This window comes from Pseudomonas granadensis (assembly GCF_900105485.1).
Lineage (GTDB): Bacteria > Pseudomonadota > Gammaproteobacteria > Pseudomonadales > Pseudomonadaceae > Aquipseudomonas > Aquipseudomonas granadensis.
In genome coordinates this window covers 2,965,077-2,980,653 of the sequence record NZ_LT629778.1, presented here as the reverse complement: position 1 = coordinate 2,980,653, position 15,577 = coordinate 2,965,077, and the positions used below count along the sequence as shown (strand labels likewise).

Annotated in this window: 15 protein-coding genes and 2 pseudogenes; 10 read left to right on the top strand and 7 right to left on the bottom strand. The window is 60.8% G+C overall.

Features of this window, described 5'->3' with window-relative positions; all coding sequences use genetic code 11:
• Positions 1-20 precede the first annotated feature (20 nt).
• From BLU52_RS13135 to BLU52_RS13125, 3 genes are all read right to left on the bottom strand, one after another.
• Positions 21-251 carry a type II toxin-antitoxin system RelE/ParE family toxin gene (locus BLU52_RS13135; RefSeq protein ID WP_231988040.1) on the bottom strand — a complete coding sequence of 77 codons (231 nt, stop codon included), beginning with the start codon at positions 249-251 and terminating at the stop codon, positions 21-23.
• 37 nt (positions 252-288) lie between these two features.
• Entirely contained in the window at positions 289-483 is a 195-nt protein-coding gene (gene relB / locus BLU52_RS13130) for a type II toxin-antitoxin system RelB family antitoxin (protein ID WP_090283798.1), read from the bottom strand.
• Positions 484-737: 254 nt separating this feature from the next.
• On the bottom strand, positions 738-1,682 hold the full coding sequence (locus BLU52_RS13125) for a SphA family protein (RefSeq protein ID WP_090283796.1): 945 nt from the start codon (positions 1,680-1,682) through the stop codon (positions 738-740).
• A 210-nt stretch (positions 1,683-1,892) separates the two neighbouring features.
• Here BLU52_RS13125 and BLU52_RS13120 point away from each other — a divergent pair, with 210 nt between their 5' ends.
• The 10 genes from BLU52_RS13120 (at position 1,893) to BLU52_RS13075 (ending at position 11,668) form a co-directional block, all read left to right on the top strand.
• Complete coding sequence (locus BLU52_RS13120; RefSeq protein ID WP_090283794.1) at positions 1,893-2,990, top strand: AraC family transcriptional regulator; 1,098 nt, start codon at positions 1,893-1,895, stop codon at positions 2,988-2,990.
• A gap of 187 nt (positions 2,991-3,177) precedes the next feature.
• The gene (locus tag BLU52_RS13115) at positions 3,178-4,065 is read left to right on the top strand and encodes a Dyp-type peroxidase (protein WP_090283792.1); all 888 of its coding nucleotides are present in this window, start codon (positions 3,178-3,180) and stop codon (positions 4,063-4,065) included.
• Positions 4,066-4,283: 218 nt separating this feature from the next.
• Complete coding sequence (locus BLU52_RS13110; RefSeq protein ID WP_090283790.1) at positions 4,284-5,036, top strand: GntR family transcriptional regulator; 753 nt, start codon at positions 4,284-4,286, stop codon at positions 5,034-5,036.
• On the top strand, positions 5,033-6,763 hold the full coding sequence (locus BLU52_RS13105) for a fumarate reductase/succinate dehydrogenase flavoprotein subunit (RefSeq protein ID WP_090283788.1): 1,731 nt from the start codon (positions 5,033-5,035) through the stop codon (positions 6,761-6,763). Before BLU52_RS13110 ends, BLU52_RS13105 begins: the two co-directional genes overlap by 4 nt.
• Before the next feature lie 28 nt (positions 6,764-6,791).
• Positions 6,792-7,037, top strand: coding sequence for a 4Fe-4S dicluster domain-containing protein (locus tag BLU52_RS13100; protein ID WP_007959413.1), 246 nt, complete (start codon positions 6,792-6,794; stop codon positions 7,035-7,037).
• A gap of 228 nt (positions 7,038-7,265) precedes the next feature.
• On the top strand, positions 7,266-8,669 hold the full coding sequence (locus BLU52_RS13095; RefSeq protein ID WP_090283786.1) for an ABC transporter substrate-binding protein: 1,404 nt from the start codon (positions 7,266-7,268) through the stop codon (positions 8,667-8,669).
• Between the two features lie 134 nt (positions 8,670-8,803).
• Positions 8,804-9,586 (top strand): ABC transporter permease, encoded by a 783-nt coding sequence (locus tag BLU52_RS13090; protein WP_090283784.1) that lies wholly within the window; start codon positions 8,804-8,806, stop codon positions 9,584-9,586.
• Complete coding sequence (locus BLU52_RS13085; RefSeq protein ID WP_090283783.1) at positions 9,586-10,434, top strand: ABC transporter ATP-binding protein; 849 nt, start codon at positions 9,586-9,588, stop codon at positions 10,432-10,434. Before BLU52_RS13090 ends, BLU52_RS13085 begins: the two co-directional genes overlap by 1 nt.
• Positions 10,431-11,393: a HEAT repeat domain-containing protein gene (locus BLU52_RS13080; RefSeq protein ID WP_090283781.1), complete on the top strand. Its 963-nt coding sequence runs from the start codon at positions 10,431-10,433 to the stop codon at positions 11,391-11,393. The genes BLU52_RS13085 and BLU52_RS13080 overlap by 4 nt, the downstream gene beginning before the upstream one ends.
• Positions 11,390-11,668 (top strand): DUF971 domain-containing protein, encoded by a 279-nt coding sequence (locus BLU52_RS13075; RefSeq protein ID WP_090283778.1) that lies wholly within the window; start codon positions 11,390-11,392, stop codon positions 11,666-11,668. Before BLU52_RS13080 ends, BLU52_RS13075 begins: the two co-directional genes overlap by 4 nt.
• 755 nt (positions 11,669-12,423) lie before the next feature.
• On the opposite strand, the pseudogene BLU52_RS13070 reads toward BLU52_RS13075, so the two are convergent.
• From BLU52_RS13070 to BLU52_RS13055, 4 genes and pseudogenes are all read right to left on the bottom strand, one after another.
• Positions 12,424-12,867: pseudogene (locus tag BLU52_RS13070) on the bottom strand (spermidine synthase); the annotation flags it as partial.
• Positions 12,854-13,111: pseudogene (locus tag BLU52_RS13065) on the bottom strand (DUF58 domain-containing protein); the annotation flags it as partial. The pseudogenes BLU52_RS13065 and BLU52_RS13070, both read right to left, overlap by 14 nt.
• Entirely contained in the window at positions 13,108-14,088 is a 981-nt protein-coding gene (locus BLU52_RS13060; protein WP_090283776.1) for an AAA family ATPase, read from the bottom strand. The gene BLU52_RS13060 and the pseudogene BLU52_RS13065, both read right to left, overlap by 4 nt.
• A gap of 24 nt (positions 14,089-14,112) precedes the next feature.
• The gene (locus BLU52_RS13055) at positions 14,113-15,063 is read right to left on the bottom strand and encodes a SphA family protein (RefSeq protein ID WP_090288544.1); all 951 of its coding nucleotides are present in this window, start codon (positions 15,061-15,063) and stop codon (positions 14,113-14,115) included.
• Between the last annotated feature and the right edge of the window lie 514 nt (positions 15,064-15,577).

The following is a 15,577-nucleotide window of genomic DNA, read 5'->3' as shown; positions in this document are numbered from 1 at the left end:
TGGGTCGCCCTTTTTTTATTCTATGAGTTTCGCGGGTATTGTTGTCGGGTGTGAACCAGCGTCAGGATTCTGATGCGGCCGTTTACCCGATAGACCAGCAGATAGTTTGAATTGACCACCATTTCCCGGGTACCTGGTACTCGACCGGATCTGTAGCCATAGGGTATTGATGAAAGCCTTTGCGTTGCTGCACCCACCTTGTGTTGCAGAGCAACTGAAGCGTTGGAATTGTGTTGTTCAACGTAATCGATAATGTCAGCCAGATCGTCCAGAGCTTGATCGCTCCATTCAAGCGGCAGTGCGTCGATTCTTGCGTTTCTCTTCTAATAATTGGTCGAGCCGCACCATGGCGTCCTCGTGGGGAATGCCTGGGCGAGGATCATCCAGCGCAGCCTGGACCTTGGCACAAAACCAGCGATCGTAGCTCTCTGCCTCTTCTTCGGAATCGAACTCAGAATAAAACGGGGAAAGCAATAGGCTCATATGACCTCCGTGATCAATTTCAAGCAGTCTAAGTGGAATGGCTCATTGTCGTCACTGGCTTGACGATGCACCCCATGTGCCCGTGATGAACCATGGGATAACGGAGCCCAGTATCTGCAAGCAACCCCTCTAAATCTGCCAGACGTTTCCCCCCTATTGTCCGGCAATCTGGACCGTCGCTGTAGGCGTATTCCAACAATGCGTTTTTCAGGTTTTCAGGCTACAAATTCAGGTGCGCTTTCCTACAAATGCATTTAGAAGGCATACGGAATACTGATCTTCGCCCACAACATTTCCCCCTCCGGCCGGTTTTCCACATCAAGCTCCCTGGCCCAGCGGATCTCGGCGCTGGCGTATTTGAGGAAGGTGAAATGCAGCGCCGGGCCGATGGCGAAGACCTGCCCACGTACGCCGTCATCGACGTCCTGCCCGGCGAACTGCACGGTATGGCCGAACTGTTTGTCGTCGGTGGTCTGTTTCAGGTAGTAGCCGTTGATACCGAGCATCAGGTCGTCGGTCAGCTTGTAGCTGGCTGAATAATCGAAGTGGAAGATCTGTCCTGACTTGTAGTCGGTGTCCTTGTTCTTCTCGTTGAAGCTGTAGGTGGTCTTCATCGAGACTTCAGTCTTGTCGGTCGGCAGCCAGGTGAAGGAAAACAACGGTTTGTAGGTGTAGAAATTGTTGCTGGTGTTGGCCAGCCGATCGACGCTGTATTCGCCGGTGGGGACGGTGATTTCCAACGCAGCAGCGAGGGTCAGGTTCTTGCCCATGTCCCACAGGATGATCGGCGCGACGGTGGTATCGCCCATGCCTTCGCGGGTGTCACGCAGGCCGAACACCGAGACTTCCTGCTTCAGCCACGGCTGGGCGATGTACCCCGCCAGGCGTCCGCCGAACACCCGCACGGGGCTCAGATAATCGAGGCGCGGAATCACCGCGGTCGATTCGATCTCGACATCCGGCACCTTGCCGCCCAGCGAGCTGATGTTGAGCTTCCGTGACTTGTAATGGTTGTAGTAGAGGTTGAACGCGACCATGTGGTCGGGAAGGCTGTCGACGTCGGTCGGCAGCATGAAGAAACCATCGGTGCCGGGGCCGATATTGTCGACGCCGGCCTCGGTCGCCAAGGCCGCTGCGTTGGCGCAGCACAGCAAGCAAAGGGCCAGGCGCAGGGGGAATGTCGCGCGGTTCGGGTGCATGGCGGTCCTCATTATTATTGTGTTGGAGCGCAACGCCGGCACGCGGGGTGTCGGGTACGCTAGAAATAAGCGCTTGGCGCCCGTCAGGGCAGGGTATTGGCGGACAGTCAGGGGGACTTCTGCGGACACTCGGCCAACCCTGTGCTAACTTCGTTCGACATAACCGGTTACAAAAATAACAATCAAGCGTGATCCGGAATGTCAGCCCCCATGAACGTAAAAGTCCAAGACCCCACTTTTGAAATAGCGATGGTCTCGCCATTCCTGTTGCAGACTCTCGCCGACGTGGTGCAGATCAACGGTGTCGATCCGCAGAGCCTGTGTCGCGGGCTGGGTTTCAACCTCGAAGATCTGCAGGATCCGGCGCAGCGGATCTCCTATCGTCAGGCCGTGGCGATGATTCAACGTGCGCTCAAGGTGCTGCCCAATCAGGGCCTGGGGTTGTGGGTCGGTGCGCAGAATGTGTTGGGTACGCTGGGCTTGCTCGGCCATGTGTTGTCGCTATGCAAGACCTTGCGCGATGCGTTCGCGCTTGGCATTCGCCATCAGCACACCTCGGGCGGGATTGTCGTGTCGAGTGTCGATGTGGTGGGCGATCAGGTGTGGCTCGATGCCGAATGTCGCCTGCCATTTGCAGATGTGCAGGTGTTCGCGGTCGAGGAATTTTTCGCCAGTCTGCTGGTGTACGGGCGCGCGCTGGTGGGGGCTGAATTCAAGGCGGTCGCCGTGGAATTCGTGCATGCCGCACCGGACTATCGCAGCGAATATCAGCGCTTGCTCGGGCCGGACGTGCGCTTTGGTTGTCTGCACAATCGCATGCTGATCGACGTGCAATGGCTGGACGTGAACCTGCCCAATCATCATTTACTGGCGTTGCGGCAGGCCGTGGCGTTGCTGGAGCTGGAGGCGGCGCAGGTGCATCAGAAGCTCGATTTGATTCAGGCGGTGGAGCGGGCGATCGCTCGGGACTTGAGTCGTGGCAGCCATATCGAAAAGATTGCCGGCGACTTGAACATGAGCAGCCGCACCTTGCGCCGGCGCCTGACCGATCACGGGCTGACGTTCGAGGCCTTGCTGGAGCAAGTGCGCCAGGCGCGCACATTGAGCCTGCTGGCGAATCCGCACATGCCGATCGAGCGCATCACCGAAGAAGTCGGCTACAGCGACGTGCGCAGTTTTCGCCGCGCCTTCAAACGCTGGACCGGACTGAGCCCGAGTGCCTGGCGCAACGAGGCCAACCCTCACCCCAGCCCTCTCCCAGAGGGAGAGGGAGCCGACCGAGGCGTCTTGAGTCCTGCATCGACCTGAGAAACCGCGTCGAATGGACTCACAGCAGGACGTTCAATTCGACGAAGCCCTCGGACATCCCCCAATCAGTTCCCTCTGCCTCTGGGGGAGGGCTGGGGTGAGGGTCCTCGGTGTTCTACACATTCACCAAACCCCCACAAATCCACCGCCCGCAGGTAAACTCCGCGCACTTTTTCAAGGAGTTCACATGAGTTACTACCAGCCGGGCATTCTCGCCACCCCAGTTCCTGCGCAAGCGCGTCACCTGTTCTTCGCCCTCGAGTCGGTGGAAGCGCTGCCGCAGGCGCTCGACAACCTGCTCAATCAGGTAGATGGCGCGTCGGCGGTGGTGGGTTTCGGTGAACCGCTGGCCAAGGTGCTCAACGTGCAGATCGACGGGCTGCGCAGCTTCCCGGCGCTGGCCGGCGTTGGTGTTGAAAACCCTTCCACTCAACATGCGTTGTGGGTCTGGTTACACGGCGCCGACCGTGGCGAATTGCTCAATCGCTCCAACGCCCTCGAAGCCGCACTCGCACCGGCCTTGCGCCTCGTCGATCGTCAGGAAGCCTTTCGCCACAAGGACGGCCACGACCTGACCGGCTATGAAGACGGCACGGAAAACCCACACGATGACGCCGCCATCGCTGCCGCGCTGCTGAGCCAGGGCGCTGACGGCCACGTCGGTGCCAGTTTCGCCGCCATCCAGCAGTGGCAGCACGACCTCAAGGGCTTTCACCAACTGTCCGCCGAAGACAAAGACAACATCATGGGCCGGCGCCTGAGCGACAACGAAGAAATCGACGACGCGCCGGTTTCGGCCCACGTCAAACGCACCGCGCAGGAAAGCTTTGCCCCGGAAGCCTTCGTCGTGCGCCGCTCGATGCCGTGGATCGAAGGCGATCGCGCCGGTTTGATGTTCCTCGCGTTCGGCTTCTCGCTGGATGCCTTCGAAGCGCAACTGCGACGCATGAGCGGCCTGGAAGACGGCGTCACCGACGGCTTGTATCGCATCAGCCGGCCAATCACCGGCGGCTACTACTGGTGCCCGCCACTCCAGAACGGCCACCTCGACCTGCGCGCCTTGCGCATCGGCTGATCGCGTGCTGTACCGCGATTCCCTGTAGGAGTGAGCCTGCTCGCGATAGCGGTGTGTCAGACAACACATCAATGACTGACACACCGCTATCGCGAGCAGGCTCACTCCTACAAGAGCGACCGTGTGAGCGTCTAAGGTTATGCCCAAACAATATTTCCCTGACTTGTCATAACAACCCTAAGATCACGCCATAACTCGTTATGACAAGTGATCCGAAGATGACCGATAACGTTCTCTCCCTTGGCAGCGTCCCGCTGCACACCCAACTGCGCGATGTGCTGCGCGCGCGGATTCTCGACGGTGAATACCCGCAAGACAGCCAGATGCCCTCCGAAAGCGAACTCGGTGCGCTGTTCAAAGTCAGCCGCATCACCGTGCGTCAGGCGCTCGGCGATCTGCAAAAGGAAGGGCTGATCTTCAAGATCCATGGCAAAGGCACCTTCGTCGCCAAGCCGAAAACCTTCCAGAACGTCAGCAGCCTGCAAGGCCTCGCCGAGTCGATGACCGGCCGCGGTTACGAGGTGATCAACCGCCTGCGCAGTTTCAGATTCATTGCCGCAGACAAGCGTGTCGCCGAGCGTTTGCAGGTAGCGGAAGGCGAAATCGTCGCGCAGATCAAACGCGTGCGCCTGATCAACCGCGAGCCGATCTCGCTGGAAATCACCTACCTGCCCAAAGCGCTGGGCGAGCGTCTGGAGAAGGCTGATCTGGTCACCCGCGACATTTTCCTGATCCTCGAAAACGACTGCGGCATCGCCCTCGGCCACGCCGATCTGGCCATCGACGCGGTGCTCGCCGACAGCGACCTGACCCAGGCGCTCAACGTCGAGGCCGGTTCGCCGATCATGCGCATTGAGCGTCTGACCCACGATGCCCAAGGCCAGCCGCTGGACTTTGAACACCTTTACTACCGTGGCGATGCCTTCCAGTACCGCCTGCGCATCGATCGGCAAAAAGGGGAGCAGGCATGACCCGCAACGTGCTCGAACAGGAATACGACATTGTCGTGATTGGCGGCGGTACGGCCGGGCCGATGGCGGCGATCAAGGCGAAAGAGCAGAACCGCGACTTGCGCGTTCTGCTGGTCGACAAGGCCAATGTCAAACGCAGTGGCGCAATCAGCATGGGCATGGACGGCTTGAACAACGCGATCATTCCTGGCCATTCGACGCCGGAGCAGTACACCAAGGAAATCACTATCGCCAACGACGGCATCGTCAATCAGGCAGCGGTTTACGCCTATGCAACGCACAGTTTCGAAACCCTCTCACAGCTCGACCGCTGGGGCGTGAAATTCGAGAAGGACGAAACCGGCGATTACGCGGTGAAAAAGGTCCACCACATGGGCGCCTACGTGCTGCCGATGCCGGAAGGGCACGACATCAAGAAAGTCCTGTATCGGCAGTTGAAGCGCGCGCGGGTGAGCATTACCAATCGCCTGGTCTGCACGCGTTTGCTGACCGACGAGGAGGGCGCCGTCAATGGCGTGATGGGTTTTGATTGCCGCACCGCCGATTTCCATGTGATCAAGGCCAAAGCGGTGATCCTCGCGTGCGGTGCGGCGGGGCGCCTCGGTCTGCCGTCGTCGGGCTACCTGATGGGCACGTATGAGAACCCGACCAATGCCGGCGACGGCTACGCGATGGCCTATCACGCCGGCGCCGAACTGGCCAACCTCGAGTGCTTCCAGATCAACCCGCTGATCAAGGATTACAACGGCCCGGCCTGCGCCTACGTCACCGGTCCCCTGGGCGGCTACACCGCCAACAACAAGGGCGAGCGCTTCATCGAGTGCGATTACTGGAGCGGGCAGATGATGTGGGAGTTTCACCAGGAGCTGGAGAGCGGCAATGGCCCGGTGTTCCTCAAACTCGATCATCTGGCCGAGGAAACCATCCAGAACATCGAGGAGATCCTGCACAGCAACGAGCGCCCGAGTCGCGGCCAGTTTCACGCCAATCGCGGCACCGACTACCGCACGCACATGGTCGAGATGCACATTTCCGAAATCGGCTTTTGCAGCGGTCACTCGGCGTCTGGCGTGTGGGTCAACGAACGCGCAGAAACCTCGGTGAAAGGCCTGTACTCGGCGGGTGATATGGCCGCCGTGCCGCACAATTACATGCTTGGTGCCTTCACTTACGGCTGGTTCGCCGGGCATAACGCGGCGGAGTTTGTCGCCGGCCGCGAATTTACGGCGCTGGATGCCGAGCAGATCGCCAAGGAAAAGGCTCGGGTCTACGCGCCACTGGATCGCGAACACGGCCTGCCGCCAGCGCAGGTTGAATACAAGCTGCGGCGCTTCGTCAACGACTACCTGCAACCACCGAAAGTGACGAAGAAGATGCAGATCGGCCTGCAACGCTTCAGCGACATCGAACGCGATCTGGAGCAGATGAAAGCCAACAACGCGCATGAACTGATGCGCGCGATGGAAACCAGCGTGATTCGCGACTGCGCCGAAATGGCTGCTCGCGCCTCGTTGTTCCGCGCCGAAAGCCGCTGGGGCTTGTATCACTACCGCGTCGATCACCCGCAACGCGACGACAGCGAGTGGTTCTGCCATTGCCACCTGAAGAAGGGCGAGGACGGCCAGATGACCAGTTTCAAAAAAGCCGTCGAACCTTACATCATCCCGCTCGATGCCGAAGAACTGCAGGCCTACGACCGCTTGCGCGTAGGCGCCTTCGCCGCTTGATGCACGACTAAACAAGAGAGCCCGAACCATGGCCTATCAAGCTCAGGAAATCTTCTTCCGCTCCAACGCTCCCGTCACCGTGGACGAGGACAAATGCATCGCCGAAAAGGGCTGCACCGTGTGTGTCGACGTGTGCCCGATGGACTTGCTGGCGATCAACCCGGCGACGCAAAAAGCCTACATGGCGTTCGATGAATGCTGGTACTGCATGCCGTGCGAGAAGGATTGCCCGACCGGGGCTGTCAAGGTCGAGATCCCCTATCTCCTGCGTTGAACACAACCCCTGTAGGAGTGAGCCTGCTCGCGATAGCGGTGGCTCAGGTGTTGATGTGTTGCCTGACACACCGCTATCGCGAGCAGGCTCACTCCTACAAGGGATTTGTGGCAACCCAAAGCCATCCGGAAACACCGGACGCTGAATCCAGCAACACCCCTCGTTTCCCACCGCGCCCTGATCGCGGCGGAGACGAACATCCAATAAACGATTCGAGGGGAAACACCCATGTTGCGTGCAGCAATTGCCGGTCTGCTACTGGCTTCGTTCACCGTGTCGGCGTCGGCCGAAACCATCCGCATCGCCATCGGCACCCAGGACACCACCATCAACTGCGCCGCTGGCGGTTTGTTGATTCGTGAACTGGGTCTGCTCGATAAATACCTGCCCCACGACGGCGCCTACAAAGACGCCAGATATGAGGTGCAGTGGAAGAACTTCACCAGCGGCGCACCGCTGACCAACGAGATGGTCGCCGGCAAGCTCGACTTCGGCGCCATGGCCGATTTCCCCGGTGCGTTCAACGGCGTGGCGTTTGAAACCGCGGGCAAGCACAGCCTGTTCATCAGTGTGCTGTCGGGCAGCATCAAGGGCAGCGGCAACGGCATCGTCGTGCCGAGCGCGTCCACGGTGCAGTCGCTGGCCGAGCTCAAGGGCAAGACCATTTCCGTGCCGTTCGCCTCCACAGCCCACGGCATGTTGTTGCGTGCGGTAGCGGCGCAGGGCTGGGATCCGCTCAAGGACGTCAACATCATCGCCCAGCCACCGGAAGTCGCCGGCTCGGCGTTGCAGGCTGGCAAGATCCACGCCCACGCCGATTTCGTGCCGTTCGCCGAACTGTTCCCCAGCCGCGGTTTCGCTCGCAAGATTTATGACGGTTCTCAAGCCAACGCGCCGACATTCCACGGTGCGCTGGTCGATCAGGCCTATGCGAAGAAATATCCCGAAATCGTTATCGCGTATCTGCAGGCGAGTATCGAAGCCAATCGACTGCTCGCTGCAGAGCCTGAGAAATACAGCGAACTGATCGCCAAGGTCACCGGCATCGATGCCGAGGTCGCCTACCTGTTCCACGGCCCGCTTGGCGTGCAAACCCGCGACCTGAGCTGGAAACCTGAATATCGCCAAGCGGTAGGTACCGCCATCGACACGTTGAAGCTACTGAAGAAGGCCGATCGTGGGCTCGATCTCAACAGCTTCATCGACGATCAATACATTCGTGCGGCGTTCAAGGCGTCGAATCTGGATTACACCGCGCAACTGGCCGATTACGCGCGAACGCCATTGACGGGGGTGGATGCCGCAACGGGCAAAGCGATCACCGACGTCAGCCATGTCGCGGAAATCTGGGTGCGCGGCGAAGACAAGGTGCGCCGTTATGCCTCGGCTGAATCGGCGTTCAGCGCGTTGGCCGCGTTGAAGCAGGAGGGCAAAAACATTCGTGCGGTGTATGCGCAGGCGAACGACAGCGGGATCAAGTTGTTGGCCGAGCAGGCGTGGTTTGCCAGTGATGCGAAGGGGCGGTTGAGTGCGTTTCTGCTGAAAGGGCAGGCGCAGGCGTTTGCTTCGGTGCAGGGGGGCAAGGTGTTCGATTTCAGCGATGCCACGGCGCAAGTCGTTGCTGCGCGCTAACTTCGGAGCACCGTTTCCCCTGTAGGAGTGAGCCTGCTCGCGATAGCGGTGGCACACCCAAAATATCATCGCCTGACATACCGCTATCGCGAGCAGGCTCACTCCTACAGGGATTTGTGTTGAGAGGAATTATTGTGTACCGATCCTGTTTACGCTGGGTTCCAAGAGCCGCTTCGCTGCTGCTCTGCCTGCTCTTCTGGCAACTCGCCGCCAGCCACCATTGGAACCTCGGCCTGGTCACGTTCGCCAACGTGCCCACGCCATTGGCCGTGATCGAAGCCGCTTTGGGCCTCGGTGACTCCGGCAAACTCTGGCAGCACCTGACCGCCAGCCTCGGCCGCGTGTTTGCCGGTTACCTCGCCGCGCTGGTCATCGGCATCGCCCTGGGCCTGGCCATCGGCCGCTCGAAATGGGCCGAAGACGTGCTTTTGCCGCCCCTGGAAGTCCTGCGCCCGATTCCCGCCGTGGCGTGGATTCCGCTGGCGATCCTGATGTTTCCGTCCTCGGAACTGTCGATGGTCTTCATCACCTTCACCGGCGCACTGTTTCCGATTCTGCTCAACACCGTGCACGGCGTCGAGGGCGTCGACCCGCGGCTGATCGCTTCGGCGAAAAGCCTCGGGGCAGGACGCCGGGCGATTCTGCTCGAAGTGATTCTGCCCGGCGCGGCACCGAGCATCATCACTGGCCTGGCCATCGGCGTGGGCACGTCGTGGTTCTGTCTGGTCACGGCGGAAATGATCTCCGGCCAGTTCGGCATCGGCTACTACACGTGGGAGTCCTACACCATTCAGAATTACGCCGACATTGTCGTCGGCATGCTGCTGATCGGTGTGCTGGGCATGGGCAGCAGTTGGCTGATCAAACGTCTGGGCGGCGTGTTCACGCCTTGGCATCGACCGCGAGGAAAAGCCTGATGAGCGTAATGCAAACCCCGGAAGGGCGGATCGACATTTGCCAGTTGTCGATCGTGCTCGGCGAAGGTCGCGATGCTTTCGAAGCGGTGCAGGATCTCGATTGCCAGATCGAACCCGGCCAGTTCGTGTGCATTCTCGGCCCGTCCGGTTGCGGCAAATCGACGTTGCTCGGGGCCTTGGCCGGGCATTTGAAGGCCAGTACTGGCAGCCTGAAAGTCGACGGCGCGGCGGTGTCCGGGCCGTCGCCGCAGCGCGGCATGGTGTTCCAGCATCACACGCTGTTTCCATGGCGCACGGTGCGCGACAACGTTGCCTTCGGCTTGAAGATGCGCGGTATCGGCAAGGTCGAGCGGCATCGCGCGGCCGCTGACATTCTCAAACTGGTGGGCCTCGACGGATTTGCCGAGCGCTGGCCCGATCAGCTGTCTGGCGGCATGCAGCAACGGGTGGAAATTGCTCGGGTGCTGGTCAATCGTCCACGGCTGTTGCTGATGGACGAGCCGTTCGGCGCGCTGGATGCGCTGACCCGCCTGAACATGCAGGAACTGCTGCTGGATATCTGGACGCGCATCCGTACCACCGTCGTGTTCGTCACCCACGACATCGACGAAGCGCTGTTTCTCGCCGACCGCTTGCTGGTGATGAGCGCACGTCCGGGGCGGATCATCGAAGACCTGCGTCTGGATTTCCCGCGTCCACGCACCAGCGAACTGGTCACCAGCGCCGAATTCGCGCGCCTCAAACGCCATTGCCTCGACCTGCTGCGCCACGACACCGACCGACCGCTGCCGCGCCTCAACCCGCTCGGCTTGCCTCCTGAAAACCCTTTGCCGCGATTTGCCCTATGACCTCTATTTTTGCTGTGACCGATATCGATGAAATCCTTGCCCTGCAACCGCGCCTGACCGCTGATGACCCTGGTGTGCGGCGCATCGCCCTGATCGAGCTGGCGGATCTTGAAGAACCCGACGGCTTGCTCTGGCTGGTCGATCGACTTGGCCACGATCCTGCCGAAGAAGTCCGCGCCGAAGCTGCGCGGTTGCTCGAGGCCTGGGAGGATGAGCCGGTCGTGCAGGCCTTGTGTGAGGCGCTGACCGATCCATCGCTGGCCGTGCAGGCGGCTGCCGCACAAAGCCTGAGCTTGCTCAAGTCTGAAGCGGCGGGGCGGGTGATTCGGCCGTGGACTGATCATGCCGACGTCAACGTGCGCATCGCTGCGTTTCGCGCTTTACGTGAGTTGCGTTTTGCCGATGCGGCGCCCGCTGCCGTCGCCGCGCTGAACGATGCCGACGCCAATGTGCGCCGCGAAGCGGTCGGCGTGCTGGGTTGGCTCAAGCAACTCGACGCGCTGCCGGCGTTGGCGCGTTTGGCCAGCGATGACCCGGACACCGAAGTGCGCCGTGCGGCGACAGGTGCGCTGGGGTTGGCCTCCAGTGCCGAGGTGTTGCCAGCTCTGCGTCAGGCCTTGCGCGACATTGCGTGGCAGGTGCGCGAAGAAGCGGCGACGACGTTGGGCAAGGTCGGCCATGGCGACGCCGGCCCGGCGCTGGTCGAGGCGTTGAGCGATGACTATTGGCAAGTGCGTCTGCGCGCCACTCGCAGCCTGGGTCGTTTGCGTTTTGTGCCGGCGCTGGAGGCGTTGATCGATACGCTCGGTCATCGCATCAGCAACCTGCGCAAGGAGGCGGCGCTGGCCTTGGGTGAGCTGAATGATCGTGGCGCTGTGGCGGCTTTGCAGGCGGCGCAGGATGACGGCGATCCGGAAGTGCGCAAGGCGGTGCGCATTGCCTTGAGTCAGTTGCAATGAGTCCTTTGGCGGTGGTCAATTCGCAGAGCACGCGGACGTTGCGTCTGAGCTGGCCGGATGGGCGTGAGTCGGTGTTGGGGCATGCTCAACTGCGGCGGCAGTGTCCGTGTTCGCAATGTCGTGCGTTTCGGCTGCGGGGGGTTACGCCGTTGGTCGATGATCGGGTGCGTCTGATTGAGGTGAACGGTCAAGGGTATGGGGTGCAGTTGGTGTTCAGTGATGGGCATCAGCGGGGGATTTATCCTTGGGATTATCTGGTGGGGCTGGGGGCCTGATATTCAATGGCTTACCCGGTTGAAACTGTGGGAGCCAGCCTGCTGGCGATGGCTTTCTGTCAGGCGCTGAGTTTTTTGATTGGGGACATATCCGTTGCTTCGGGTGCTGCGGCTGGCGGTTTCGCCTGACGGCGACTCACTTTTTTACAAGCGCCAAAAAAAGTGAGCAAAAAACGCTTGCTCCTGCGTTCGGCCCTCGCAGGCTCGGGTTCCTTCGCTCCGGGATCGCTCCGGGCGCAGCGGCTACGGTTTGCTTCGCTGCACCTCCTTCCGCTGTGTCTGGCTGCGCCAGACGGTCGCTACGCTCCCACGCCCGGATCAATCCCTCCACTCAGCCTTCCGACGTCGCTGGTTAGGCAAGATCAAGAGCACTCGAGCTAACGCTCATTGTTGAGTGGTTAGAAGCGCCGCATGGTTTGAGATCTTCGGTGGATTCGCCCCTCATCGGAACGCCGCCCGCCCAGCCCTCTCCCGAGGGAGAGGGAGCCGATTTTGGTTGGCTTCGAGACTTGCATTCGACTCGGTATCTCAAGTCGGCGTAACTCTTCCAAACACCACAGTCAGTCCCCTCTCCCTCCGGGAGAGGGCTAGGGTGAGGGGCTTTGGATTTCGACTATTTCAAGCTTTAGCCGGAACCACCGCGACCGCCAGCAGGCTGGCTCCCAAAGCGAATTTTGTGTAGCCCCAAGCCTTGCCTCCACCGCAAAACCTGTGGGAGCCAGCCTGCTGGCGATAGCGCCCCAACAGGCGCCACATCACTGCCCGACAAACCAGCGAAAATACGGGTTCGAGCCATCCCCCTGCATGACTTCGCGAATATCCCGCGCCCAGGCGTCGCGATCACCGTCATAGGCATGCAGGCTCGCCCGATAAAATTGCATCAGGCGCTGGCGGTGCGCTTGCAGGCGTTCGGTGAATCCGCCATCGGCGTTCACCAGTGGCGGCGGTTGGTACAGGTCAAGCAAGGCCGGCAGCACGCGGGTGATTTCCTGGCTGCGCACCCACGGTGCGTATTCGATGCGGGGTTGATCGTCGGTCACGGCGGGGGCGTCGGCGGCGAAGCGTTCGAGCCCGGTGCGGTCGGTGACCCAGGTGGCGAGCAGGGCGGCGGCGGAGCCGATGCCGACATCCTGCAACGTGCTGCGTACGCTGTCCTGCTGGATACGTGCGCTAATTTTCGCCATGTCGAGGGTCATGGGTGGTACGCACTACCGGTTTGCCGGTGCGCAAGGACGCGCGCCAGTCGAGGTGGCGCAAGTCATCGCCGGGCTGATAGCGGCGCAGCTCATCGAAGTTCAAACCGCGCCCGCGCAGCCGCGAGGCATGGTTGCCGGCAAGAATGCTGCCGCGTGGCTGGCGGGCGAGAAAGCTCAGGTCACGGGCCTTGAACTCCAGCGCCATCAATTGCGCCAGAGACACGTAGACCAGTCCGTCGGTGTTCATGCCGGAATCGCGACTTTATCGAGAATGCGATCGAGCACCTGATCGGCACTGACGCCGTCGGCGACTGCGTCGTAACTCAGTTGCAGGCGATGCCGCAGCACCGGATGCACCACCGCGCGGACGTTGTCCGGGGAAACGAAATCCTGCCCCTGCAACCACGCATCGGCGCGCGCACAACGGTCCAGACCGATACCGCCGCGCGGGCTGGCGCCAATGGCGATCCAGCGCGCCAGGTCTTCGTCGTAATCGGCGGGATAGCGGGTCGCGTTGATCAGGTCGATCAGGTAGCTGTCGATGGCCGGCGAGACGTGCACGGCGCTGACTTCCTTGCGCGCCGCGAAAATCACCTCCTGAGCGAGGTTGAAGCCCTTGGCCGGCGCGGTGCTTGCGCCTTGGGCGAATTCTTCGTTACGCAACAGACGCAGCACCTGACTTTCGTTTTCGGCGCTTGGATAATCGAGCAGCACCTTCATCAGAAAACGGTCCATCTGCGCTTCCGGCAGCGGGTAGGTGCCTTCCTGCTCGATCGGGTTTTGCGTCGCCACGACGATGAACAACTCCGGCAGCGCATGGCTGTTGCCGGCCACGGTGATCTGGCGCTCCTCCATGGCTTCGAGCAACGCTGCCTGGACCTTGGCCGGAGCGCGGTTGATTTCGTCGGCGAGAATCAGGTTGCCGAACAGCGGGCCGGGTTGAAAACGGATTTCGTTTTTGCCCTCGACCTGATGCAGCACCTCGGCACCGGTGATGTCCGAGGGCAACAGGTCCGGGGTGAACTGGATGCGGCTCATTTTCGCGTCGAGGTGTTTGGCCAGGGCTTTGACCGTACGGGTCTTGGCCAGCCCCGGCAGGCTTTCCAGCAGCAAATGGCCGTTGGCCAAGAGGCCGAGCAGGATCTGCCGGATCACTTGATCCTGACCGAGCACCGCTTCGGCGATGCTGGCTTGCAGGGCGTTGAGGTCGCTGAGCGCGGTCATGAGGACAATCCTTTGTGGCCGAGTCTAGAAAAATGCCAGGGTCAGGTTGACGCTGAAGCCATTGCCTTCGGGGCGGTTTTTGCTGTCGAACTCCGGTACCCAGCGCGCACTGACGTTGGCCTGGGCATCGGCGAACTTGCCGGCCCAGCCGAGCACCGGCCCGGCGCCGACTGCGCGACCGCGGTAGCCGTTGAAGGCATCGGCGGTCTGGCCCTTGTCGTCGGTCAATTGCTGGATGTAGCCGGCGGCGATACCAGCGTTCCAGCCGTTGCCGAAACCGTGGGTCCACAGTGCGTCGAGGCGAAAGATATTGCCGTTGCGATAGTCAGTGGCGTGGTTTTCGCTGTAGCGCTCGAAGGCACTCATCAGACTGAACTCGCCACCCTTGCCATCCAGATGGGTGAACGCGACGGTCGGCATGAGCGTGTAGGTGTTCTGTCCTGCGTTAGCCAGGCGGTCCTTGTTGTAGGCACCGGTGGGCACGTAGATCGGCAGCGAGAAGGACAGGTGATTGCGCTCATCGAAGTGGTATCCGGCGGCAATCGGGGTGATCAGCGCATCGGCGAACTGCGTCCCTGAATCACTGTTGCCGAGGGTGCGCCCTCGCGGTCCGGTGACGCTGGCCTTGATGTCGGTGTATTGCACCGGTACGCCAAGCGCCGAGGCGTAATTCCAGCGGCCCGGGCCGGTGTCCCAGACGTGGGTGAAGTTACCCATGGTGTAGGAGACCTTCATGTCGAGCCCGCCGCTGACCGCACCGGAAATCGGCGCGCCCTTGCTGCCCTTGAGCGAACCGTCGTACCAGATGCTGGTCAGCGACATGATCCAGCCCGGTTCGGGCGGGACGATCCCGGCGTTGGCAAACACCTGCTGGCCGGTGATCGGCCGGCCGACGCCGCCCTCAGCGGCGTACAGTGCAGGGCTGCCGTACATGCACAGCGCCAGCAACGGGCGCATCACCAACGGCTTGAGCATCGGACACGCTGCGCCGTCCCGCCCGCGCTGAAAATCAGTAATCCCGGCTCGACTGCAGATCATTTCCCGATTCCATGGTGCGTTCAGGACAACTGGGTGCTGTTTCGCCACCCTGCGTCTTCCCGTTCTTTATCAAGCCTGTAGGACAAGTCCTTCTGAAACTAGCAGCAAATCGGGGGTTAGCCAGTCGAAGGAATTAATTCCTTGGCGTATCGGGGGGACAACGCACATAGCGAGCTTGTCAGGTCTTTTTCGCCTGCTCGCGAATAGGAGCAGGAGCTATCTAGTGAAACGAGGCTACGATCTTTTGATCTTGTTTTTCAGAAGCAAAATTAAAAGATCGTCTGATCGTGGCTCAAACCTTCGGCGGCTCCTACCTATGCGTATTTCAATTCGAGATGTTTAAAGTTATTTCGAATTTGCGGAACGTTCCCACAACGTTTTCAGGTTGTCCGTCGGACGTCGGATCTCTAGCCTGTGTTCGTCGCTGCCAATTCAGCGACCGGGACTGGAA